Here is a 21,345-nt window from a genome sequence, read left to right as displayed (position 1 = left end):
GGCAGTAGCGTGGGTTGCATGACGCTGCTCGCCGAAGACCTGCTGCTGTTGCTGCTGGACGACGAATCGGGCAAGCCGATCGTGGACGGTACCCGATTGCCGCGGGTGCTGGCCGGGGCGGTGCTGCTCGAACTCGCACTCGCCGGGGCCGTCACGCCCGACGTCGACGGCAGCGTCGTCCGGAAGGGCCGGCTCGTGGTGCGCCCGGATTCGGCGCCGGACGATTCGGTGCTCGCCGACGCCACCCGCAGGCTCGCCGACGCGAAACCGATGAAACCGACGTCGGCGATCGAGAAGCTCACCAAGGGGCTGCAGGACACGCTGATCGATCGGATCGTCGATCGGGGATGGCTGCGGGAAGACCGCGGTCGGATCCTCGGACTGTTCACGACGCGCCGGTGGCCCGCGGTGGACGAGAGCCACGAGCGGCACGTGCGCGCCGAACTGCGCGCCGCGCTGGTCGACGGTCTCACCCCGTCGCCACGGACCGCGGCCCTGATCTCGATGCTCTCGGCAGTCTCCGCGGCCTCGAAGGTGTTCCCGGACGCGGACAAGCGTGCCGTGAACAAGCGCGCGAAGGAGATCGCCGAAGGGGAATGGGCGGGAGCCGCGGTCCGTCAGGCGGTCGAGGCGGTCAACACCGCCATGATCGCGGCCGTCACCGCGGGAGCCGTCGCGGCCTCTAGCGGGTGAGCAGGAATATCGCCGCGCCGGGTCACCGGAGAATCCGGCGCCGGTCACTCCCGGGCCGATCCCTCGCAGCCTGCCCGGTCGCCGCCTATCGTTGTCCCATGGACCCGCCCGTGACGCGGTACATCCAGCGCGACGGCCACGCACTGGCGTACCAGCTGATGGGCGGCGGACCCCACCCGGTGGCCTGGTTCTTCGAGGACATGATGCACCCGGACCTGATGTGGACCGATCCGCATCTGCATTACAACTTCGAACGCTGCTCCAGATTCGCGCGGTCGCTGTTCTTCCAGCGGCGCGGCTTCGGGCTGTCCGATCCCGTCGATCACGTCCCGACCCTCGAGGAGCAGGCCGACGATGTCCTCGCGGTCCTCGACGACGCCGGTGTCGCACAGGTGACACTGGTCGGAGCGTCCAGCACCTGCGGGGCGGTCGCCCTGCTCGCCGCCCGCTGTCCCGACCGGGTCTCCGGGCTGGTCCTCGCCGAGCCCTGGTCGGAGGCTCTGCTGTCCGAGAACGACGAGCCGCCGCCCGGGTGGACCCGCATCCAACGGGACCGGTTCGTCGATTCGTTCCGGGGTGCGTATGCGCGCTGGGGGCACGGAGAACTGACCTCTCTGACGCATCCCACCCTCGATGTTCCGCACAACCGTCGCATCATGGCTCTGCTCGAACGTTGTTCTGCCACACCGGCAACTGCGCAGCAACATCTCGAGTGGGCGATGCGGGGCGAACTACGCGCAGGTGCTGCCCTCGATCCAGTGCCGCGCCGAGGTGCTGCACCAGCCGGACACCCTGTTCGCCCGGGACGCCGTCCGCCGGGTCGCCGAACTCGTGCCGAACGGCCGCTTCCACGACTTGCCGCCGATCCCGGCCGGCGCGACCCTCGGCGAGGCGTTGATTCCGGTGCTCGACCACGTCGAGGAACTCGCCACCGGCACGGTCCGCCCGGTCGACGCGGACCGCTTTCTCACCACCCAGCGTTCGGTCGGGTGCGTTCATCCGACCGCTGCGAACTGACGGGCAGCGGCGAGGACCTTCGGGCCGACGTCGGGGAGATCGCCCTCGCGGAGCAGCAGCGCCGGCGGGCGGTCGTCGAGGATCGGGTTCAGGCCCTGGAACCAGGTCTGGGCCACGGCCGGGGTGTCGCGTTCTGCGATCAGTCGGGCGGCGCGGTAGGCGATGCGGAGGCGTTCGACGTCGGTTTCGTTGTTGATGGTGCGGGTGCCTTCGGCCCACTGGCGGACAGCTCGGGTTTCCTTGACTTTCCCGAGGTACGCGACCAGCTTGGCACCGAGGAGCTCGCGCAGCGCTGTGACCAGCTCCGATTGGGTCATGCGGGCGGCGTCGTTGTAGGCGGCGAGGTCGGGTCGTGGGTGTGCGGTTGTCATTGCAATCCACCTCCTAATCACAGGGTAAATCACACTCTCAATGCCGTCCAGGTTCTCGCTCGGACCGACGGGCTCGCCGGGCACCGCCGACGAGCCGGCGGCCGGGCGGAGGACCGGACCGGAAGCAAACAGCCGATCGCGGGAACCATTCCGACTTCCCGCGCCTCTGATATGGACGTCGGCGTGTCAAGAGTGCAGGATGAGGCGGCGCCGCGGACCGTCGTCGCGGGGCGCCGCCTCTCTGGGTCCGGCTGAGTTTCTGGTGGTGGCGAGCGTGTCGGTTTCGACGCGTGGTCAACTCTGATGTACGCGGGTTGGGTACCGCAGGAAGGTTATTCGGCTGGAGTGGCTCGCTCGTCTAGCGTCGAGCGTGATCCCCCCCACCGTGAGTTCCCTTGCCGGGCGGTCCAAATCGTCCCAGGTGTCGAGTTCGGCGGCGACGCACTGCACTCGCGGCGGTCGCGGAGTCGGCCGAGCAGGTGCCGTACGACCGGGACAGCATCTCGTGCCGCCACGACGTATCCGCCGGAATGTAGACACCATTGGCGCGGGAGTGGTGTGCCGGGATGCCGAGGGTGTCCGTGAGGCGCGCGGTGGCCTTCCCCGGCCGGCACGCTCCCGGGTCGAATTCTCAGTCGGGCAACCCCAGCCGGCGGTAGCGCTCGAGCCGCCGCGCGTACCTCGTATCGGCGGATTCGCTCGCCAGATCGCCGAGTTCGACGGCCACGGCCGCGCCGACCCGCTTCACGAACTCCGTGGGTTCTTCTGTGGCGTCGGGGAATTCGGGAATCACACCGTCGACTATGCCGTGGCGCAACAGATCCCGCGAGCGCACTCCCTGCGCGGCGGCCATCTGCGGTGCGTGCGTCGTGTCGCGGTGCACAATCGCGCTCGCACCTTCCGGCGGCAGCGGCGCCAGCCAGCCGTTCTGCGCACACAGCACGCGGTCGGCGGGCAGCAACGCCAGGGCACCCCCGCCGGTGCCCTGACCGAGCAGCACCGACACCGTCGGGGTCGGCAGCGTCACCAGATCGGCTATGCACCGGGCGATTTCCGGTGCGAGGCCCTTCTCCTCGGCCTCACGCGACAGCGAAGCACCGAGGGTGTCGATGACCAACACGAGCGGCAGCCTCAACTCGTCGGCGAGCCGCATCGCGCGACGCGCCTCGCGCAGCGCACCCGGCCCCATCGTCAGCGCAGCGGACTGGCCGCTGCGGTCCTGACCGAACAGCACGCACGACACGCCCCGGAACCGGGCGAGCGAGAGCAGCACCGTCTTGTCGGCCTCGCCCTGACCGGTGCCGGACAGCGGTACCTGCGCCGACGCGGCGTGCCGCAGCAACTGCCGGATACCGGGCCGTTCGGGACGGCGGGACAGGATCACCGACTGCCACGCGGGCACATCCGGCACCTCGTCGATGTCCGTGACGGCAGCCTCGGCGCCTTCGTCCGGGCTGCTCGGCTCGACCAGCACCCGCAGCGTGCGGTGCACGAGCCGCCGCACCGCCTCGAGGGGGGCCACCCCGTCGATCACGCCGTTGGCGGACAGGTTCTCGGCGGTCTGCACACCCGGCGGGAATTCCTCGTGGTACAGCGCCTTGTAGACGCGCGGTCCGAGGAAGCCGACGAGCGCACCGGGTTCGGCGGCGGTGATGTGGCCGAGCGAACCCCATGACGCGAACACCCCGCCGGTCGTCGGATTGCGCAGGTACACCAGGTATCCGAGGTGCGCGGCCTTGTGCGCGGCGACCGCCGCGGCGATCTTCACCATCTGCACGAACGCGAGCGTGCCCTCCTGCATGCGGGTGCCGCCGGAGGTGGGGGACGCGAGCAGCGGCACACCTTCGGCGGTGGCGCGTTCGACCGCCGACACGATGCGCTCGGACGCGGCCACCCCGATCGACCCGGCCAGGAACGCGAACTCGCACGCGATGATCGCGATGGGACGGCCGTGCACCGTGCCGATACCGGTGATCACCGATTCGTCGACGCCGGAACGCTCGGCCGCACGAGCGAGTTCGGCGCGGTACGCCTCGTCGGCGCCGACGTCGACGGGTGTCGTGTCCCAGGAGACGAAACTGCCCTCGTCGAGGACGCTGTCGATGAACTCCCGTGCGGAGATTTTGCTGCCGGCCACGTCGCCTCCACCTGTCGATCCTGGTGTCAAGCTATACCCGAGTGGTTGCCCGGTACTCGGCTCGACCCACCGGATGCCGACGCGTCCTGTTGTGGCCGCACCCCGTGCCCGTACTGTGAGTGCAGAAACCCGAGTCGTGCCGCGTAGACCCGTCGCAACACAGCTCACCGAGGCGTACGGGTCGCGACACAGAAATGGACGCAGTCGAGTGCACGACACCGCCGGTCGAGGGATCCAAGCCTTCATCTCCGAGGTCATCCAGCGTGGAGGCCGCGCCGAGCGGCTCGACCACCTGCCGCGCAACCCGGTCGAGGTCCGGGGTGCGGACGGGAGCAGCCGCATCGTCCGCGTCCGGACCAGGATCGACGGGGACTGGCAGGCCAGACGGCAGGATGCCCTGCCCGACACCGACGACACCGGCCCGCAGTTCTGGGTGTTCGTCGACCTGGGCAGCGACCCGCCGGGATACTTCGTGCTGCCCTCCGACGAGGTCGCGGCGGGCATCGCCGCCGAGGTGGACCTCTGGATGGCGGATGTCCCCGGCCGGACCCACACAGGCAGCCACGCCATCCCCCTCAGCAGCGTCGTCCACGGCAAGGACTGCTGGGACCTGCTCGGCCTGGCAGCCGCCAAGGACACCACCCTGTACACCGACGACGACGCGGCCGAGGCCGAGGCCGAGCGGCGCGCCCGCAACCGTGCGAAGAAGGCGGGTGCCGGTGCGGTGCGCAAGTCGACCGAACCCGAGGCCGTCGAGGACCTGCGGCTGCGGGTGATCGCCGACCGGGGCGGTTATCGCGTCAAGGGCAGGTTCGACCCGGCCACCGGCGCCCTCGAGATCACGGCCGGTCCGATGGAGGGCCGGCGATTCCCGGACCCGACGACCGCCGCCGGCGCCGTCGCCAGCTACATCAGCGGCGACACCGAAACCTGCGACGGCGGCACATTCTGGCGGCTCGATCAGCCGGAGTCGACGCCGCTGCGGAGCTACCTCGGCTGACCGACGTTCGCGTCGCATCGTGGCGCGGTCACCCGGTCGCCGGCTCGAGGTCGAGGAGAAGGACACCGCCCAGGGCGATCGCCGAGACCCAGACGGTGGAGACGGCCGCGAGGGCGAACGGGCGCCAGCCGACCCCGCGGAGGACGGAGATCCGCACGCCGGTACCGAGCGCGAACATCGCGGTAGTGAGCAGCGCGGTCTGGGCGAGTCGTGCGAGGTCGAGCGCCCGGTCGGGCAGCAGCCCGGTCGCCCGCAGCGCCACGAACCCGACGAATCCGAGCAGGAAGAGCGGAACCAGCGGTGGCCGCCCGGCGGGGCTGTCCGCGGTGCTGCGACGGCGGGAGACGACGCCGATCCACGCGACCACGGGCGCGAGGAGTGCGACACGGGCGAGTTTGACGGTGACGGCGACCGCGAGGGCGCTCGCCCCCGCCGTTCCGAGACGGCCGGCATCGATCGCGCCGCCGGTCGCCACGACCTGCGCCACCTCGTGGACGGCAGCACCGGCCCAGATACCGGCCCGGGTCGTGTCGAGCCCCAGCAGCGACACGGCGAACGGGAGTCCCGGGATCATGGCGGTCCCGAACACGACCACCAGCGCCACGGCCGTGACGACGTGCTGCTTGCGGGCTGCGGTTACCCCCTCGACCGCCGCGACCGCGGCGGCGCCGCAGATCGAGAAGCCACACGCGATGAGAAGACGCTCGCCCCACTCCATGCCGAGAAGCCGGCCCACCGCCATGGTGCCGGCGATCCCGCCCACCACCACGGCGGCGGCGAGGGCGAGAACGCCCCAGCCGAGGCCGAGAACATCGGAGAGCAACAGTTGCAGGCCCAGCAGTGCCACGCCGATGCGCAGCAGCCGTCGCGAGGCGACTGCGATGCCGGAGGCGGTGAAGGACGGTAGTGCAACGAAATTGGTGATCGTCGCACCGAGGACGATCGCGACCAGCAGTGGACTGACGCCGGTCGGTGCGGCGATGCCGAGCGCCGCGGCGGCACCCACGGCGCAGAATGCGAGCCCCGGCAACGGGGTTCGCAGACGCGTCCGGATCGGAGGTGCGGCGGCGGTGGGGGAGAGAACCATTCTCCCACCGTGGCCCGAGTACGCCGAAACCGATAGACGGCATTCCGGCATCAGGACATATCGATTCGATATGTTACTCGGGTGCGGGGGACCTACCTTCGGTGGTCCCGGAGCGCCATCGACTCGGGCTGTGGCCGAACTGCTTTCGGAACCAGCGGGAGAAGTTCGCGGGGGAGGAGAATCCGAGAAGTTCGGAGACCTCGGTGAGCGAGTACCGGGTGTTGCCCACCATGTGTGAGGCCAGTTCGGCGCGGGTGGAGTCGAGCACCGACGAGAACGTGTGACCCTCTGCGGCGAGTTGGCGGTGCACGGTACGGCGATCGACGCCCAGGCTCCGGGCAACCTGCTCGGCGGAACACCGCCCGGTGGGCAGCAGGAGCTCGATCAGGTCGCGGACCCTGCTCGAGGTGGTGACGTCCTCGCGCGCGTCGACACCTTCGAGGATCTTCCGGGTGTAGGGGCGCAGCAGCGGATCCGACATGGCGTTCGGTGCGTCGAGGTCCTTGGTGTACAGGGATATTCCGTCGAATCTCTCGGCGAAGAGCACCTCGGTTCCGAACATCCGGCGATGGGCGGCTGGATCGTGGGGTGCGGGACGGGTGAAGGACACCGAGAGCGGTCGCCACGTCCGGCCCAGGAATCCCTTCAGCAGCTGGTGCAGTACCCCGACGGCAAGGTCGATCGATTGGGGGAAGTCGCCGGGTACGCCCACGTCGAGTTCGACGCGCAGGGTCGTGATCCCGCCGTTCTCGCCGATGCGGGTCCTCAGTGCCTCGTTGTACATGTGCTGATAGCGCACCAGCATCTTCACGGCACTGCGGACGTCGGGTTCCTCGCGGATGACCAGGCTCAAGGGGCCGAGGTTGGAGAAGCGACGCAGTCCGGCGAGCGCGATGCCGAAGTCGTCGCGGCCGGACGCCGTCGCCGAGTTCTCGAGCAGCGTCGCGATGGCCGACGCCGGTACCCAGCGGTCCTGGAGGCCGAGTCCGGCGGGATCGAGGCCGGCGTCGCGGATCATTCGGGCGGGATCGAGTCCGGCCGAGTGGGCGAGCTCGACGTAGTTGTTCAGCGATGCGTAGCGGGCGAGTGGCTTCATGTCGTCACCGATGTCCCGAAATGAACAGGGTCATGTCCCATGAGGATAAGCATAGGGGTCGGGAGCCCAGTAGTGTTAGCCACATCACAGATCGGCTCCACGAACACCGGAGCCGGACACGCACAGCGTCGGTGAATTCCGCGATCCCGCAACGGGATCGAACGCACCCCGAAACCGGGCCCCACCCGTCGCAGCCCGTCTGCGACCCGGTGCGGCCGCGAAGGAGATACCGTGGCGAAAGCCGTTCGCTTCTACGAAACCGGTGGCCCCGAGGTCCTCACCTGGGAGGCCGTCGAGGTCGGAGACCCAGGACCGGGCGAGGTCCGCATCCGTCACGAGGCCGTCGGCATGAACTTCGCCGACACCTACTTCCGCACCGGCCTGTACCCGGTGCCGCTGCCAGCCGGTATGGGCGTCGAAGCCGCCGGAGTGGTCGAGGCGGTCGGCGCCGGCGTCGAGGATTTCACGCCCGGCGACCGCGTCACCTACACCGGCAGCCCCCTCGGCGCGTACAGCACCGAGCGCGTGATGCCCGCCGAGCATCTCATCAGTCTGCCCGACGCGATCCCTTTCGAGACCGCCGCGGCGATGACGATGCGCGGACTGACCACCTCCTACCTGCTGCGCCGGATCCGGCCGCTCTCGGCGGGCGATACGGTGCTGCTCCACGCCGCAGCCGGCGGTGTCGGCCTGATCTTCACCCAGTGGGCGAAACTGTTGGGAATCAAGGTCATCGGGACCGTATCCACGGAAGAGAAGGCCGCGATCGCCCGGGCACACGGATGCGACGAGGTGATCCTCTACACCCGTGAGGACGTCGCCACCCGCGTCCGCGAACTCACCGACGGCAAGGGCGTACCGGTGGTGTTCGACAGCATCGGCGCCACCACCTACGAGACGTCGCTGAACACGCTCGCCCGACGGGGTCTGCTGGTCTGCTTCGGCACCGCCTCGGGGCCGATCCCCCCGATCGACGCCATGCAGCTCGCGATCAAGGGTTCGCTGTACGTGACCCGCCCCGCGCTGGCGGACTACATCGCCGACCCGGCCGAGCGTGCCGAACTCGCCGGCGAGCTCTTCTCGCACGTCGCGGCGGGCGACATCACCATCGAGATCAACCAGCGGTACGGGCTCGACGAGGCCGTCCGCGCCCACCGCGACATCGAATCCGGCCGCAGCGTCGGCTCCTCGGTCTTCACTTTCTGACCTGTACCACCGCGAAGGACACTCCCATGACCTCAACGCTCCCTCCGGCCGGCGACACCCGCACCGCATTCCGGGTCGAGCGGCTCACCGCGACGATCGGCGCCGAACTGTCCGGCGTGTACCTCGGTGACGTCGCCCGCGACGAAACGCTGTTCGCCCAGCTGCGTGCGCTGCTCCTCGAGCACAAGGTGCTCTTCTTCCGCGACCAGGACATCACCTGCGCCGAGCATGTCGCTCTCGCAGAACGATTCGGCGCACTCGAGGACCACCCCGTTCTCGGCAGCCATCCCGACCATCCCGGTCTGGTGCGGATCTACAAGGATCTCGACAGCGCGCCCGAGCACTACGAGAACGCCTATCACTGCGACGCCACGTGGCGTGAGAACCCGCCCATGGGTTGCGTGCTCCGGTGCGTGGAGACACCTCCCGTCGGCGGCGACACCATCTGGGTGAACATGGTCGAGGCCTACCGTCGCCTGCCGGATGCGGTGAAGGAGAAGATCGCAGGCCTGCGTGCACGGCACAGCATCGAGTCGAGCTTCGGTGCGGCACTGGCGACGGACGAGCGGCACGCGCTGCACGACCGGTTCCCCGACGCCGAGCATCCGGTGGTCCGGATCCACCCGGAGACCGGCGAGCAGATCCTGTTCGTCAATTCCTTCACCACGCACCTGGTGAACTACCACACCCCCGAGAACGTGCGATTCGGCTGCGACTACGCGCCCGGATCCGGAGACCTGTTGCGCTACCTGGTATCCCAGGCCGCGATCCCCGAGTATCAGGTGCGCTGGCGGTGGACCCGGAACAGCATCGCCATCTGGGACAACCGATCCACACAGCACTACGCGGTCCAGGACTACTGGCCGGCCGTCCGCAAGATGGAACGCGCCGGAATCGTCGGCGACCGGCCGTTCTGACCTTCCCTCGTTCTCACCGATACCGATACCGATACGGAGACTCCCCATGCATTTCCACGACGACGCCCTGTTCCCCGAGTGCCAGGAGAAGCTGGTCATCACCGCGGCGCCCTACGGTCCCGAGTGGGAACCCGCCGACTTTCCCGAAGACCTGCCGCTGACCATGGAACAGCACATCCAGCAGGCCGTGGACTGCTACAACGCCGGTGCGACGGTGCTGCACATCCACGTTCGCGAACTCGACGGCAAGGGTTCGAAGCGACTGTCGAAGTTCAACGAGCTCCTCGCCGGCCTGCGCGAGGCCGTGCCGGACATGATCCTGCAGGTCGGCGGCTCGATTTCCTTCGCTCCGGAAGGTGAAGGCGCCGAAGCGAAATGGCTCGACGACGATGTGCGGCACATGCTCGCCGAACTCGACCCGAAGCCGGATCAGGTGACCATCGCGATCAACACCTCGCAGATGAACATCATGGAACTGATGACCGCGGACGACATCGCGGGCACCTCCATGGAACGCCCGGAGCTGGCGACGACCTACCGCGAGATGACGGTGCCCGCCGGACCCGAGTGGGTCGAGGAGCACCTGCGTCGCCTGCAGGCGGCGGGAATCCAGCCGCACTTCCAGCTGTCGAGCATCCCGCAGCTCGAGACCGTCGAACGGCTCATCCGCCGCGGCGTCTACACCGGACCCCTCAACCTCACCTGGGTCGGCATCGGCGGCGGCTTCGACGGCCCCAACCCGTACAACATCATGAACTTCATCCAACGCGTCCCCGACGGCGCGTGCCTGACCCTCGAAACCCTCATGCGCTCGGTGCTTCCCGTCAACGCGATGGCGATCGCGATGGGTCTGCACACCCGGTGCGGCAACGAGGACACCCTCTGGGGCCGCAAGGGTCGGAAGATGACCTCGGTCCAGCAGATCCAGCAGCTCGTCCGGATCGCCGGTGAACTCGGCCGAGAGGTCGCCACCGGCAAGGAAGCCCGCGACATCTACCGGATCGGCCAGACCTACCGCGACGCCGACGAAACCCTCGCCAAGCTCGGCTACGCGCCCAACCGCCGCCCCGGGCAGGTCGGCTTCACACAGCACGCCTGATCCACCCCCTGCGGTTCCGGGGCACGCACCCGCACCGTGCCCCGGGACCGCACCCTCGTCCCGAGTCCCCACTCACCGAACCGTCTCCCCAGGAGCACCCATGGGACTGCACACCACCTCTGTCGCCGATCCGGGCGCCCCCGTCGCCGGACCGCGCTCCCGCTCACGGGTCTACCCGTGGATCGTCTTCGCACTCACCTTCGGTCTGCTGCTCTCCGACTACATGTCGCGCCAGGTCCTCAGCGCCGTCTTCCCGTTTCTCAAATCCGAATGGTCACTGGCTGATTCGGAACTGGCATCGCTGACGAGCATCGTGGCGCTCATGGTCGGGTTGCTCACGCTCCCGCTGTCGCTGCTCGCCGACCGGTGGGGTCGCGTCAAGAGCCTGGTGCTCATGGCCGCATTATGGTCCGTCGCGACGCTGCTGTGCGCGGTCGCGAGCAACTACGAGCAGATGCTCGGTGCCCGGTTCCTCGTCGGCGTCGGCGAAGCGGCCTACGGCAGCGTCGGTATCGCACTGGTCCTGAGCGTGTTCGCACCGCGGATCCACGCGACCCTCAGCGGCGCGTTCATGGCCGGCGGTTCGTTCGGCTCGGTCGTCGGCGTCGCGCTCGGTGGCCTGATCGCCGTGCATCTGAGCTGGCGGTGGTCGTTCGCCGCGATGGCAGTGTTCGGTCTCCTCCTCGTCGCGCTGTTCCGCGCCCTCGTCAGCGAACGGAAGCTGGCACGGTATTCGGTCGACGACACTCCCGGCACGAAGGTCGCGTCACCGCCGGACGGCTTCCGGGCTCCCGTGTCGAGCCTGTTCACCAACCCCGCGGTCCTGTGTGCCTACGCCGGTGGCGGCCTGCAGATGTTCACCGCAGCGGTCCTGCTCTCGTGGACTCCCAGCTTCTTCAACCGGTACTACGGGCTCGCCCCCGACAAGGCGGCCGTCGCGGCGGCGATCGTCGTGTTGCTCATCGGCAGCGGCATGGTCGTCTGCGGCGTGATCACCGACCGGGTCGGGCGCCTGGACATCGCCCGGAAGTGGACCACCGCCGTCGTCTACTGCGCGATCTCGCTGGTGACCCTGGCAGCGGCGTTCCGCCTCGAGGCAGGAACCGCCCAGTTGGTGCTCCTCGGCATCGGAGCGTTCTTCTCCGCAGGATCGTCCGGCCCGACCGCCGCGATGGTCGCCAACCTCACCCATTCCTCGGTCCGCGCCTCGGCCATGGGCACCCTCACCGTCGCGAACAACCTGCTCGGCCTCGCACTGGGACCGTTCGTCGTCGGCATCCTCGCCGACCGTCTCGGACTCGTCGGTGCGCTGCAGCTGTCGCCGCTGGTCTACGTCGTCGCCATCGTCGCGCTGATCGCAGGCAAGCGACTGTATCCGGCGGGTCTGCGGCGCTTCGCCGAGCTGCGCGACCGCGCCGTCCACACCCACTGACCACTTCGTTCCCCGACGACCCCGGAGCCCCTCGTGAACATGTCCCCGACCGTGGTCATCGTGCCCGGCCTGCGCGACCATGTCGCCGACCACTGGCAGACCCTGCTCGCCGAACGACTCGACGACGCCCGCATCGTGCCGCCGCTCGAACACCACAAGCTCGACCGCGCCGCCCGCGTCGCTGCTCTCGACGCCGTCCTCGCCGACATCACCGGCCCGGTGGTACTCGTCGCGCACAGCGCCGGCGTCGTCACCACCGTCCACTGGGCACAGAACCCGACCCGCCCGATCCAGGGGGCACTGCTCGCGACCCCCGCGGACGTCGAACTGCCGCTGCCGGACGGATATCCGACGCCGGACGAACTCGAACGAGGGGGATGGACGCCGATTCCCCGCCGAACCCTGCCGTTCCCGAGTATCGTCGCGGCCAGCCGCACCGATCCGCTCGCCGGCTTCCGCCGGGTCGCCGGAATGGCGGAGGCATGGGGGAGCCGACTGGTCGATCTCGGTGACGTCGGGCATCTGAATCCCGCGGCCGGGTACGGCCCCTGGCCGGGAGCCGAGACACTGCTGCAGGAACTGATCGACGATACGAGTCCGGTTGTCTCACAGGCACAGTGAGTGACTCCGGACATCACACTCCGCAACGACAGGATCTATCCACCCATGCTCAATCTTTCCGTGCTTCTCGAGGATTCCGCGCGCCGCTACCCGGACAGGATCGCGCTCGTCCACGGCGCCGAGCGTCTGACCTACGCCGAACTGGATGCCCGCGCCGACCGAATCGCGGCCCTGCTGGTCGACCGCGGCATCCGGCCGGGCGACCGAATTGCGCTGACGTGCCCGAACATCCCTGCGTTCCCCGCCGTGTACTACGGCATCCTCAAGGCCGGGGGCGTGGTGGTGCCGCTGAACACCCTGCTCAAGTCCCGCGAGATCGCCTATCACCTGAACGATTCCGGTGCAGTCCTCTACTTCTGCTTCGAGGGCACAGGCGAGATGCCGACGGGCGAGTACGGGCGATCCGCGTTCGCGGAAGCGGACGGTTGTCGTGAAATTCTTTTCCTCTCCGCGGATTCGGATGCGGTGACGACGGCCGACGGCACCGAGGCACAACCCGGCGTCGACCCCGGGTGGGTGGTCGGAACCGGCGCCGTGGTGCGCTGCCCCACCGACACCGCGGTCGTGCTCTACACGAGCGGCACCACCGGTCGGCCGAAGGGTGCGGAACTCACGCACGCGAACATGGTCCTCAACGCCCTGACCGCGAACCGCCTGTTCGACAGCAATCCGCTGCGCCACGACACCTACCTGCTCACGCTGCCGCTGTTCCATTCCTTCGGGCAGACGGTGACGATGAATGCCGGGTTGTCGGTGGGCGCAACGCTGGTGCTCCTGCCCCGATTCGAGGCGAGGGCCGCCCTGGATCTGATGCTCGCCGAGTCGGTCACGGTGTTCGCGGGTGTGCCGACGATGTACTGGGCGCTGCTCGGCGCGGTGGACGAGTCCGTCGACGTGGAGCGCATCGCCTGCACACTCCGCCGTGCGATCTCCGGCGGTGCGGCACTGCCCGTGGAGATCCTGACCCGGTTCGCCGATCGCTTCGGCATCGGCATCCTCGAGGGCTACGGCCTGTCGGAGACGTCGCCTTTGGCGATGTTCAGTGACCCCGAACGGGACCCGCGGCCCGGTTCGATCGGGGTTCCGGTGTGGGGGATCGAGGCGATGCTCGTCGACGAGCACGGAAATCCCGTGGTCGGGCCCGACGTGGTCGGTGAACTCGTGCTGCGCGGGCACAACGTCATGAAGGGCTATCTGGATCGGCCCGATGCGACGGCGGAGGTGATGCGCGACGGCTGGTTCCGCACCGGCGACCTCGCACGCAGGGACGACGACGGCTTCTACTACATCGTCGATCGGGCCAAGGACCTGATCGTCCGGGGCGGATTCAACGTCTATCCGCGCGAGATCGAGGAGGTGCTGATGAGCCACCCGGCGGTTTCGCTGGCCGCGGTCGTCGGAGTCCCCGACGAGCGACACGGCGAGGAGGTCAAGGCATTCGTCATCCCCGAGCCGGGAGAACGACTCGGCGAGGCCGAGCTGATCGACTGGTGCAGGGACCAGATGGCGGCCTACAAGTATCCCCGCCGGATCGAGTTCACGACCGTGCTGCCCATGACCGCCACCGGGAAGATCCTCAAGCGGGCTCTGGTCGAGGCCGCGGCGTCTCCGCGACAGGACGTGTCGTGACCGGCCCGGGATCCCGCCCGACCGTGGAACGCATGCGGGACGAGGGCTTCTGGAATCCGCTGTGGGACGACCTGGACCGGATGGACCCGGGGTGGACCGAGCAGTACATGGCGGCGGCGATGCAACCGCTGGAGTCCGGCTCGCTCACGCCCCGGGAGATCCAGCTCCTGTGCATCGCGGTGGACGCCAGTTGCCTGCACATGTACGCGCCCGGCGTCCGCCGCCACATCCGCGCCGCACTCGAACTCGGAGTGGAACCCGAGGCGATCCTCGACGTCCTGAAGTTCGCGACGACCGTCGGGATCCACTCCTGCAACATCGGTGTTCCCATCCTCGTGGAGGAGATGGAACGTCGGGCTACCTCGGGTGCAGTGTCACCGCCCGAGGGCTTCCTTCCACGTGACGGTGCGGCCGATCCGCAGGATCGAACGCTGGTAGATCTTCGCGGCCACGACACCGAGGAGCGCGGTGACCGCGATCATGAGCACGATCGTGCCGACGATCTGGAACGGTGATGCGACGCCGGCCGCGATCCGCAGGGGCATGAGGATCGCCGAGAACGGTGGAATCCAGCTCAGCACCGTGCTCCACGTGGCGTCGGGATCGTCGACGGACGAGAACGCGGCGAGGAACATCGCGAGGATGACGATCATCAACGGACCGGAGGTCGAGTTCACGTCCTCCTGCCGTGACACCATCGACCCGGCGGCGGCGTAGAGCACCGCGAAGAACGCGAATCCGAGGACGAACCAGCCGAGCGTGCTCGCGAATACCCCGAGCGCGGTGCCGGTGATGGTGAGGGTGTCGGTGGCCAGGGCGGTTCCGACACCGACGACGCCGTACGCGGCGAGCTGCAACAGGCCGACGGCGCCGATGCCGATGATCTTGCCCCACAGCAACTGCAGCGGGCGCAGCGTCGACAGGAGCAGTTCGACGACACGCGACGACTTCTCCTCGACGACCCCCATGGCGACGTACATGCCGAACATCAGGATCTGCATGTACAGCAGCACCACGGCGACGATCGACAGGACGACGCGCTGGCCCTGCTCCGGATCCGGCGGGTCGATCGCTTCGACGACGATGGTCGATCGCGCGGTGGCGTCGGCGATCTCGGCCGGATCGACTCCGCGTTCGGTCAGCGCCGCCGACCGTGCGTCCTGCACGACGGCGGCATCGAGAACGGTCTTCAGCCCGCCGTCGATATCCGATTCGGTGACGGCGGTGAAACCCGCGACCTCGCGGGGGATCAGCACGACGTCGAGTTCGCCTGCGGCGACCCGCGCGCGACCGGTTTCGGCGTCCGGTACTTCGGAGATGTCGAGCGACATGCCGGTGGCCTCGCCGATCGCACCGAGCGTCGCGCCCAGTTGCGGCGCGGCGACGACACCGACGGTTGGCCGGTCGTCGTCGGATCCGCCGAAGACCGACATCGCGACGATGCCCACCACGATCGCGACGAGCACGATCGCGTTGCTGACGACGAAGCTCTTCTTCCGGACCTGGGTGACGAACTCGCGTCGCGCGACGAGCCCGATCGCACGTGTCGTGGTCAACGGGGCGCTCATGCGGACACCACCTCCCGGAACAGATCGGCCAACGACGGTCGGTGCAGCGAGAATTCGTGCACGGGACCGGTTTCGAGTGCGGTCTTCAGGATCTGCTGGTCGTCGACCCCGGGTGCGACGGTCAGCACCGTCCGGCCGTCCGTGTGCTCGACGGTGCCGACGCCGGGCAGCCCGTCCGCCCAGCCGGGCGGTGCCTGCGGGGCGTGCACGACGAGGCGGGCGTCGCCGCCGGAGCGTAGTTCGTCGACGGTGCCGACGGCACGCATCCGGCCTTTCGCGATGATGCCGACCCGATGGCACAGGCGCTGGACGAGATCGAGCTGGTGACTCGAAAAAACCACGGGAACACCGCTGTTCGCCTTCTCCATGAGTACCTCGCTCATGACGTCCACGGCGACGGGGTCGAGGCCCGAGAACGGTTCGTCGAGCACGAGTACCGTCGGGTCGTGCACGAGCGCGGCCGCCAGCTGGACCCGCTGCTGGTTGCCGAGGGAGAGCGAATCGACGGTGTCGCCGAGACGGTCTGCGATGCCCAGGCGTTCCGTCCACCGGCGCACCGCGCCGTCCGCCTCGGAACGGGACAGGCAGTGCAGCTGAGCGAGATACGACAGCTGTTGTCCCACTTGCATTTTGGGATACAGTCCACGTTCCTCCGGCATGTAGCCGATGCTGCGGCGCACATCGAGATCGACCGGCTTGCCGTCGAGCAGCACCTCACCCGAGTCCGCGGCGAGCACGCCCAGCGTGATGCGCATGGTGGTGGTCTTGCCGGCGCCGTTGCTGCCGACGAACCCGAACAGTTCGCCGGGCCGGACCTCGAAGCTCAGGTCGTCGAGGGCGACGGTGTCGCCGTAGCGTTTGGTCAGGTGGCTCAGCGTCAAGGTCACAGACGGTCCTCCGGGTCGTCGTCGGGGCGGATCCAGGCCAGGATCATCGCGGGCAGGCAGCCGGCGAACAGGATCGAGGCGAGAGTGAAACCGCCTGCGGCGTAGGCCAAGTCCTGGTGGTCGACGCTGTCGATGGTCGATCCGACCAGCAGCGCCAGGATGGGAATCATCACGAGCACCTGAGCGACGCCGAGTCCGATCGACCGGGCGCTGTTGCGTTCGGAGATCTCCCGTTCGTCGAGCGCGTGCCGGGGTGCGTCGGACAGCCGGCTCGACACGATCTGCAGGGACGTCCAGGTCACGAGGAACACGAGTGTCAGCGGTAGCCAGGCGAGTGCGGCGAGCGGGACGAAATAGGTCGCGGTCGTGGCAACGAACATGCAGGCCAGCACGACGGCGAGAATCACGGTGAGCAGCCGGCGACGCGCTCGTGTGCGCCAGCTCGGGAGCCACCCGGACATCCGTTCCTGGTTGTCGAGGAATCTGCGCGTGCGACGCGCCTCGTACCGCTCGAGCAGGTTCTGCGCGGGCATCTCAAGCCTCCTTCGGTGCGGAACGGTGCAGCCCGGCGGACAGCGGCGCGAACTCCGTGCGCGAGAACACGGCCTCGACGGGCAGGCCGAACACGTCGCAGATGCGGAACGCGAGGTCGAGGCTGGGGTAGTGGTCGCCGCGCTCGAGAGCTCCGATGGTCTGAGGGTTGACCTCGACCAGGGCGGCGAGCTGACTGCGGCTCAGTCCGCGGTCCGCGCGGAGTACGCGGATCCGGTTGTAGATGGGGAGGGTTTCCCCACGGCGTACCGGGCTCATGCAACAAAGTGTTGTGAAAACCCAACGATCTGTCAACCGTGCCATCCGAGCGAGTGGCACGCTCAGTCGATCTGAGGAGTCGAGCGATACATTCGCTCGGAAAAGGGGAGGCCCGCCGACGCGTACGGTCGGCGGGCCGGATCCCGAGACGGCTACTGCTGGGTGGTGGACTTCGCCGGCGCCGCGTGCGGAACCGGGCAGCCGGGGGTGAAGGTCCCCATGCTGTTGATGTCGAAGCCGTTGGGATAGCTGCGGATTCGGGGCATATCGTGGACGAACTGCGGCTTGCGTCGCGGTGGGAGGACGGCGAGCAGCCGGGCGCGGCCCCGCAGTGCCCCGACCGAGAGCTTCCGGGCCAGGTTTCCGGGTTCGCGATAGCGGAATGCGGCGAGCAGCGGCTCGTCCATGAGGCAGCGGCTGAACAGTTCGACCGCCGGCTTGGCGAAGCTCGGATAGAACGACGCGAGCAGATCCATCGTGGCGTCGGCGACGCGTCGTGCGCCGGGGTCGAACGCGAAGTGCTCGGCCTCGTAGCTGTCCATCAGCGACTCGAACTCGCCGTAGGTGCCCGGAATATCCTTGATGCCCATGTGGCGGCCGAGGGCCTGGTAGTAGCGGACCGAGGCGAGCAGTTCGTCGTCGGTCAGCTGCCGCCAGCCGTAGGCCTGGATCCAGCGTTGCGGGACGACCACGAACGTGGAGAGCACGTAGCGGAAGTCGTCGTTGGAAATGTCGTACATGCGGTGCATCTGGTTGATGCGACGGATCGCGGCCTTGCCCTCGGCGCTGTCGAATCCCTGGAGGAGCGGGACCTCGAGCAGGATCGAGGTGTCGTCGTAGCGCTTCTGGGTGGTCTCGGTGAACGCTCCGGTCGCATCGAGCAGGGACCCGATGCTCGGCACGGCATACGTGCGGAACAGTGCGAAGCTCAGGGCCTGGTTGAAGTCCCACGGGAATTCGTAGGTGGTCAGGTTGCGGTAGATCTCGTGGAATCGGCTCTCCGGGTCGAGACCGGCATTGCGGTTGGGTTTGCTCACGGCGTCTCCTTCGCGTCCCGGTCGGAGTGTAAGTAGGGTTATATTTTTGTGCAAGAGGTCACAATCGAGTACGTGGCCGGATCGGAGGAGACATGGCTTCGGACGGGGGAAAGAGGAAGGTGCCCACGCGCGGCGCTCAGCTGCGCTACCTCGAGGCCGGCCTCGACGTGCTCGGCAGGCAGGGGCACGCCGGACTGAAACTCGCGACGGTGTGCGAGGAGGTCGACGCCACCAGCGGCTCCTTCTACCACGCGTTCCCCAACTGGGGTGAGTACACGTCCGCGCTCATCCGCTACTGGCGCGAAACCAAGAGCGACCGCCTCATCGGCGATGCACGAGAGGTCGCCGACCCGGTCGAGCGGCTCCAATTCCTCATCGACGTCGCCCTCAGTCTGCCTCACGACACCGAGGCGGCCATCCGCGTGTGGGCGGCCCACGACCCCGACGTCCGGGCGATCCAGATCGAGGCCGACGAGGAACGTCGACAGTTCATCGCCGACGCGTTCTTCGACGCGACCGGCGACCGCGAGCTGGCCGAACGGCAGGCGACCGTCGCGATGTACATGCTCGTCGGGTACGAGAGCGGAACCCACCGATCCCGGGACGACCTGGCCTGGGCCTTCCGCACCTTCGTGGAACACACGCTCTCGATTGCCGTGCAGAAGTGACCGCCGGGCGGATCAGTCCTCGTTGAACCCGCGGATCCGGTCCAGCTCCCGACGTTCCTTCTTCGTCGGCCGGCCGGCACCGCGGTCGCGGCGGGGGAGCGACGCGAGGATCTCCTTCGGCGGGGGTGGCGGGCTGTGGTCGATGTAGGCGGTTGCCGCGATGGGGGCGCCGACCCGCTTGTTCACCAATTGGGTGACTTCGACGATCTTTTCGAGCCCGTGGGCGCGGAGCCGGACCTCCGCGCCGATCGTCACCGGTGTCGACGGCTTCGCGGTCACCCCGTCGACGCGCACGTGCCCGGCGCGGCACGCCGCCGCGGCAGCCGAGCGGGTCTTGAACAGCCGCACCGACCACGTCCAGCTGTCCACCCGGACACTGCCGCTCATGCGTTCTCCTCGCTCAGCTTCCCGTCGTCGAGGCGCCACCGCCGGGTGCTGCGGGTGGTGTCGAGCATCCGGCGGTCGTGCGTGACGAGCAGCAGCGTGCCCTCGAAACTGTCGATGGCCTGTTCGAGCTGCTCGATCGCCGGAAGGTCCAGGTGGTTCGTCGGTTCGTCGAGCACCAGCAGGTTCACCCCGCGCGCCTGCAGCAGTGCGAGTCCGGCGCGGGTGCGTTCGCCCGGGGACAGCGACGACGCCGGCCGCAACACGTGGTGGCCCTTCAGCCCGAATTTCGCGAGCAGCGTCCGGACGTCCGCGTCGGGCCAGTCGGGTACTTGCGCACCGAACGCCTCGACCAACGGCTCCTCGCCCTCGAACAGCCCACGCGCCTGGTCGATCTCGCCGATCTCGACGCCGGAGCCGAGCGACACACTGCCGGCATCGGGAGTCAACGTGCCGAGCAGCAGGCCGAGCAGCGTCGTCTTCCCGGCGCCGTTGGGGCCGGTCACCAGGATGCGGTCACCCCAGTCGACCTGGGTCGTCACGGGGCCGAAACGAAAAGCGCCACGCCGGATCTCGGCACCGTTCAAGGTCGCGACGACCGCGCCGCTGCGGGGTGCGGCCGCGATCGACATCCGCAGTTCCCATTCCTTGCGAGGCTCCTCGACGACGTCGAGCCGCTCGATGCGACGCTGCGTCTGCCGGGCTTTCGCTGCCTGCTTCTCGGTGGCCTCGGCGCGGAACTTCCTGCCGATCTTGTCGTTGTCCTTCGACTTGCGGCGCGCGTTGCGGACCCCGTGCTCGAGCCAATTGCGTTGCATCCGAGCGCGATCCTCGAGCTGCTGCTTGGTGTCGGCGAACTCCTCGTAGGCCTCGCGGGCGTGCCGTCGCGCGACCTCCCGCTCGTTGAGGTACGCCTCGTATCCGCCGTCGTACACCGAGATCTGCTGCTGCGCCAGGTCCAGTTCGACGATGCCGGTGACGGTCCGCGCCAGGAACTCGCGGTCGTGGCTGACCACCACGAGCGCGGTGCGGGTCTCGGCGACGAACCGCTCCAGCTGTTCGAGCCCGGCCAGATCGAGGTCGTTGGTCGGTTCGTCGAGCAGCAGCACGTCGTAGCGCGACAGCAGCAGCGCCGCGAGCCCGGCCCGGGCCGCCTGCCCGCCGGACAGACCGGTCATCGGTGCGTCGAGCCCGACGTCGAGGCCCAGGTCGGCGACGGTTTTCTCCGCGCGTTCGGCCAGGTCGGCGCCGCCGAGCGCGAGCCACCGTTCGAGCGCAGGGGTGTAGTCGTCGACCTCGGACTCGCCGAGCGCTTCCGCCGCGGCATTCATCACGCGCTCGGCCTCGGCGACACCGGTCCGTCGTTCGAGGAACCCGAGGATCGTCTCCCCGGCGATGCGCTCGGGTTCCTGCGCGAGATAGCCGACGGTCGCGTCGGGCGGGCTGAGCGTGATCGTGCCGGTTACGTCGGCGGTACCGACGCCGGCGAGGGTCGTGAGCAGCGTCGACTTGCCGGCGCCGTTCGCGCCGACCAGGCCGATCACGTCGCCGGGTGCGACCGTCAGGTCCAGTCCGCTGAACAGGGTCCGTTCACCGCGGGACGCGGACAGCCCGTCGATTCGTAGTGTTGCGCTCACCGGGCGATTATCCCGCCCCGGGTGAACGGGCCCGTCACCCGGGGATGCT

21 protein-coding genes and 2 pseudogenes are annotated in these 21,345 nt (G+C 68.6%); 12 read left to right on the top strand and 11 right to left on the bottom strand.

The genetic code is table 11. The features are described from left to right. Window positions 1–18 precede the first annotated feature (18 nt). The 3 genes and pseudogenes from ACN675_RS13885 to ACN675_RS13875 all read left to right on the top strand — a co-directional run bounded on the left by ACN675_RS13885 (window position 19) and on the right by ACN675_RS13875 (window position 1,710). A complete protein-coding gene (locus ACN675_RS13885) occupies window positions 19–693 on the top strand; it encodes a GOLPH3/VPS74 family protein (RefSeq protein ID WP_420751394.1) in 675 nt (224 codons plus the stop codon). 98 nt (window positions 694–791) lie between these two features. After that, window positions 792–1,208 (top strand): annotated as a pseudogene (locus tag ACN675_RS13880) (alpha/beta fold hydrolase); the annotation flags it as partial. Window positions 1,209–1,326: 118 nt separating this feature from the next. Next, a complete protein-coding gene (locus ACN675_RS13875) occupies window positions 1,327–1,710 on the top strand; it encodes a hypothetical protein (protein ID WP_420751393.1) in 384 nt (127 codons plus the stop codon). On the opposite strand, the gene ACN675_RS13870 is transcribed toward ACN675_RS13875, so the two are convergent. Beyond that, the gene (locus tag ACN675_RS13870; RefSeq protein ID WP_247848501.1) at window positions 1,689–2,081 is read right to left on the bottom strand and encodes a hypothetical protein; all 393 of its coding nucleotides are present in this window, start codon (window positions 2,079–2,081) and stop codon (window positions 1,689–1,691) included. The two genes, ACN675_RS13875 and ACN675_RS13870, sit on opposite strands and share 22 nt — an antisense overlap. A 631-nt stretch (window positions 2,082–2,712) precedes the next feature. Beyond that, complete coding sequence (locus tag ACN675_RS13865) at window positions 2,713–4,218, bottom strand: carboxyl transferase domain-containing protein (RefSeq protein ID WP_420751392.1); 1,506 nt, start codon at window positions 4,216–4,218, stop codon at window positions 2,713–2,715. A 208-nt stretch (window positions 4,219–4,426) separates the two neighbouring features. On the opposite strand from ACN675_RS13865, the gene ACN675_RS13860 reads away from it, so the two are divergent. Continuing rightward, the gene (locus ACN675_RS13860; RefSeq protein WP_420751391.1) at window positions 4,427–5,218 is read left to right on the top strand and encodes a hypothetical protein; all 792 of its coding nucleotides are present in this window, start codon (window positions 4,427–4,429) and stop codon (window positions 5,216–5,218) included. A gap of 28 nt (window positions 5,219–5,246) precedes the next feature. Here ACN675_RS13860 and ACN675_RS13855 read toward each other — a convergent pair whose 3' ends face one another. Continuing rightward, window positions 5,247–6,305 (bottom strand): YeiH family protein, encoded by a 1,059-nt coding sequence (locus tag ACN675_RS13855; protein WP_420751390.1) that lies wholly within the window; start codon window positions 6,303–6,305, stop codon window positions 5,247–5,249. 73 nt (window positions 6,306–6,378) lie between these two features. Further along, window positions 6,379–7,401, bottom strand: coding sequence for an AraC family transcriptional regulator (locus ACN675_RS13850; RefSeq protein ID WP_420751389.1), 1,023 nt, complete (start codon window positions 7,399–7,401; stop codon window positions 6,379–6,381). A 231-nt stretch (window positions 7,402–7,632) separates the two neighbouring features. Between ACN675_RS13850 and ACN675_RS13845 the strand changes: the two genes are divergently transcribed. From ACN675_RS13845 to ACN675_RS13815, 7 genes and pseudogenes are all read left to right on the top strand, one after another. Beyond that, window positions 7,633–8,607: a quinone oxidoreductase family protein gene (locus ACN675_RS13845; protein ID WP_420751388.1), complete on the top strand. Its 975-nt coding sequence runs from the start codon at window positions 7,633–7,635 to the stop codon at window positions 8,605–8,607. Window positions 8,608–8,633: 26 nt separating this feature from the next. Beyond that, entirely contained in the window at window positions 8,634–9,524 is an 891-nt protein-coding gene (locus tag ACN675_RS13840) for a TauD/TfdA dioxygenase family protein (RefSeq protein WP_420751387.1), read from the top strand. Window positions 9,525–9,570: 46 nt separating this feature from the next. Then, on the top strand, window positions 9,571–10,623 hold the full coding sequence (locus ACN675_RS13835; protein ID WP_420751386.1) for a 3-keto-5-aminohexanoate cleavage protein: 1,053 nt from the start codon (window positions 9,571–9,573) through the stop codon (window positions 10,621–10,623). Window positions 10,624–10,723: 100 nt separating this feature from the next. After that, a complete protein-coding gene (locus ACN675_RS13830; protein WP_420751385.1) occupies window positions 10,724–12,055 on the top strand; it encodes an MFS transporter in 1,332 nt (443 codons plus the stop codon). Window positions 12,056–12,094: 39 nt separating this feature from the next. Beyond that, a complete protein-coding gene (locus ACN675_RS13825) occupies window positions 12,095–12,676 on the top strand; it encodes an RBBP9/YdeN family alpha/beta hydrolase (protein WP_420751406.1) in 582 nt (193 codons plus the stop codon). Window positions 12,677–12,721: 45 nt separating this feature from the next. After that, window positions 12,722–14,305 (top strand): long-chain-fatty-acid--CoA ligase, encoded by a 1,584-nt coding sequence (locus ACN675_RS13820; protein WP_420751384.1) that lies wholly within the window; start codon window positions 12,722–12,724, stop codon window positions 14,303–14,305. A 32-nt stretch (window positions 14,306–14,337) separates the two neighbouring features. Beyond that, window positions 14,338–14,661 (top strand): annotated as a pseudogene (locus ACN675_RS13815) (carboxymuconolactone decarboxylase family protein); the annotation flags it as partial. 18 nt (window positions 14,662–14,679) lie between these two features. On the opposite strand, the gene ACN675_RS13810 reads toward ACN675_RS13815, so the two are convergent. From ACN675_RS13810 to ACN675_RS13790, 5 genes are all read right to left on the bottom strand, one after another. Further along, window positions 14,680–15,873, bottom strand: a complete 1,194-nt coding sequence (locus tag ACN675_RS13810) for an ABC transporter permease (protein WP_420751383.1) — start codon at window positions 15,871–15,873, stop codon at window positions 14,680–14,682. Continuing rightward, window positions 15,870–16,760: an ABC transporter ATP-binding protein gene (locus ACN675_RS13805; protein ID WP_420751382.1), complete on the bottom strand. Its 891-nt coding sequence runs from the start codon at window positions 16,758–16,760 to the stop codon at window positions 15,870–15,872. Before ACN675_RS13805 ends, ACN675_RS13810 begins: the two co-directional genes overlap by 4 nt. Continuing rightward, window positions 16,757–17,293: a hypothetical protein gene (locus ACN675_RS13800; RefSeq protein WP_420751381.1), complete on the bottom strand. Its 537-nt coding sequence runs from the start codon at window positions 17,291–17,293 to the stop codon at window positions 16,757–16,759. The genes ACN675_RS13805 and ACN675_RS13800 overlap by 4 nt, the downstream gene beginning before the upstream one ends. A 1-nt stretch (window position 17,294) precedes the next feature. After that, the gene (locus ACN675_RS13795) at window positions 17,295–17,570 is read right to left on the bottom strand and encodes a helix-turn-helix transcriptional regulator (RefSeq protein WP_420751380.1); all 276 of its coding nucleotides are present in this window, start codon (window positions 17,568–17,570) and stop codon (window positions 17,295–17,297) included. Between the two features lie 152 nt (window positions 17,571–17,722). Further along, window positions 17,723–18,607: an oxygenase MpaB family protein gene (locus ACN675_RS13790; protein ID WP_420751379.1), complete on the bottom strand. Its 885-nt coding sequence runs from the start codon at window positions 18,605–18,607 to the stop codon at window positions 17,723–17,725. Between the two features lie 92 nt (window positions 18,608–18,699). On the opposite strand from ACN675_RS13790, the gene ACN675_RS13785 reads away from it, so the two are divergent. Continuing rightward, window positions 18,700–19,275, top strand: coding sequence for a TetR/AcrR family transcriptional regulator (locus tag ACN675_RS13785; RefSeq protein WP_420751378.1), 576 nt, complete (start codon window positions 18,700–18,702; stop codon window positions 19,273–19,275). A 12-nt stretch (window positions 19,276–19,287) separates the two neighbouring features. Here ACN675_RS13785 and ACN675_RS13780 read toward each other — a convergent pair whose 3' ends face one another. Both ACN675_RS13780 and ACN675_RS13775 read right to left on the bottom strand, forming a co-directional pair. Then, a complete protein-coding gene (locus tag ACN675_RS13780; RefSeq protein ID WP_420751377.1) occupies window positions 19,288–19,662 on the bottom strand; it encodes an RNA-binding S4 domain-containing protein in 375 nt (124 codons plus the stop codon). Next, a complete protein-coding gene (locus tag ACN675_RS13775) occupies window positions 19,659–21,296 on the bottom strand; it encodes an ABC-F family ATP-binding cassette domain-containing protein (RefSeq protein WP_420751376.1) in 1,638 nt (545 codons plus the stop codon). Before ACN675_RS13775 ends, ACN675_RS13780 begins: the two co-directional genes overlap by 4 nt. Between the last annotated feature and the right edge of the window lie 49 nt (window positions 21,297–21,345).

The sequence above is a fragment of the Rhodococcus sp. O3 genome (genome assembly GCF_048897285.1).
Classification (GTDB): Bacteria; Actinomycetota; Actinomycetes; order Mycobacteriales; family Mycobacteriaceae; genus Rhodococcus.
This window is presented reverse-complemented; position numbering and strand designations above follow the sequence as displayed.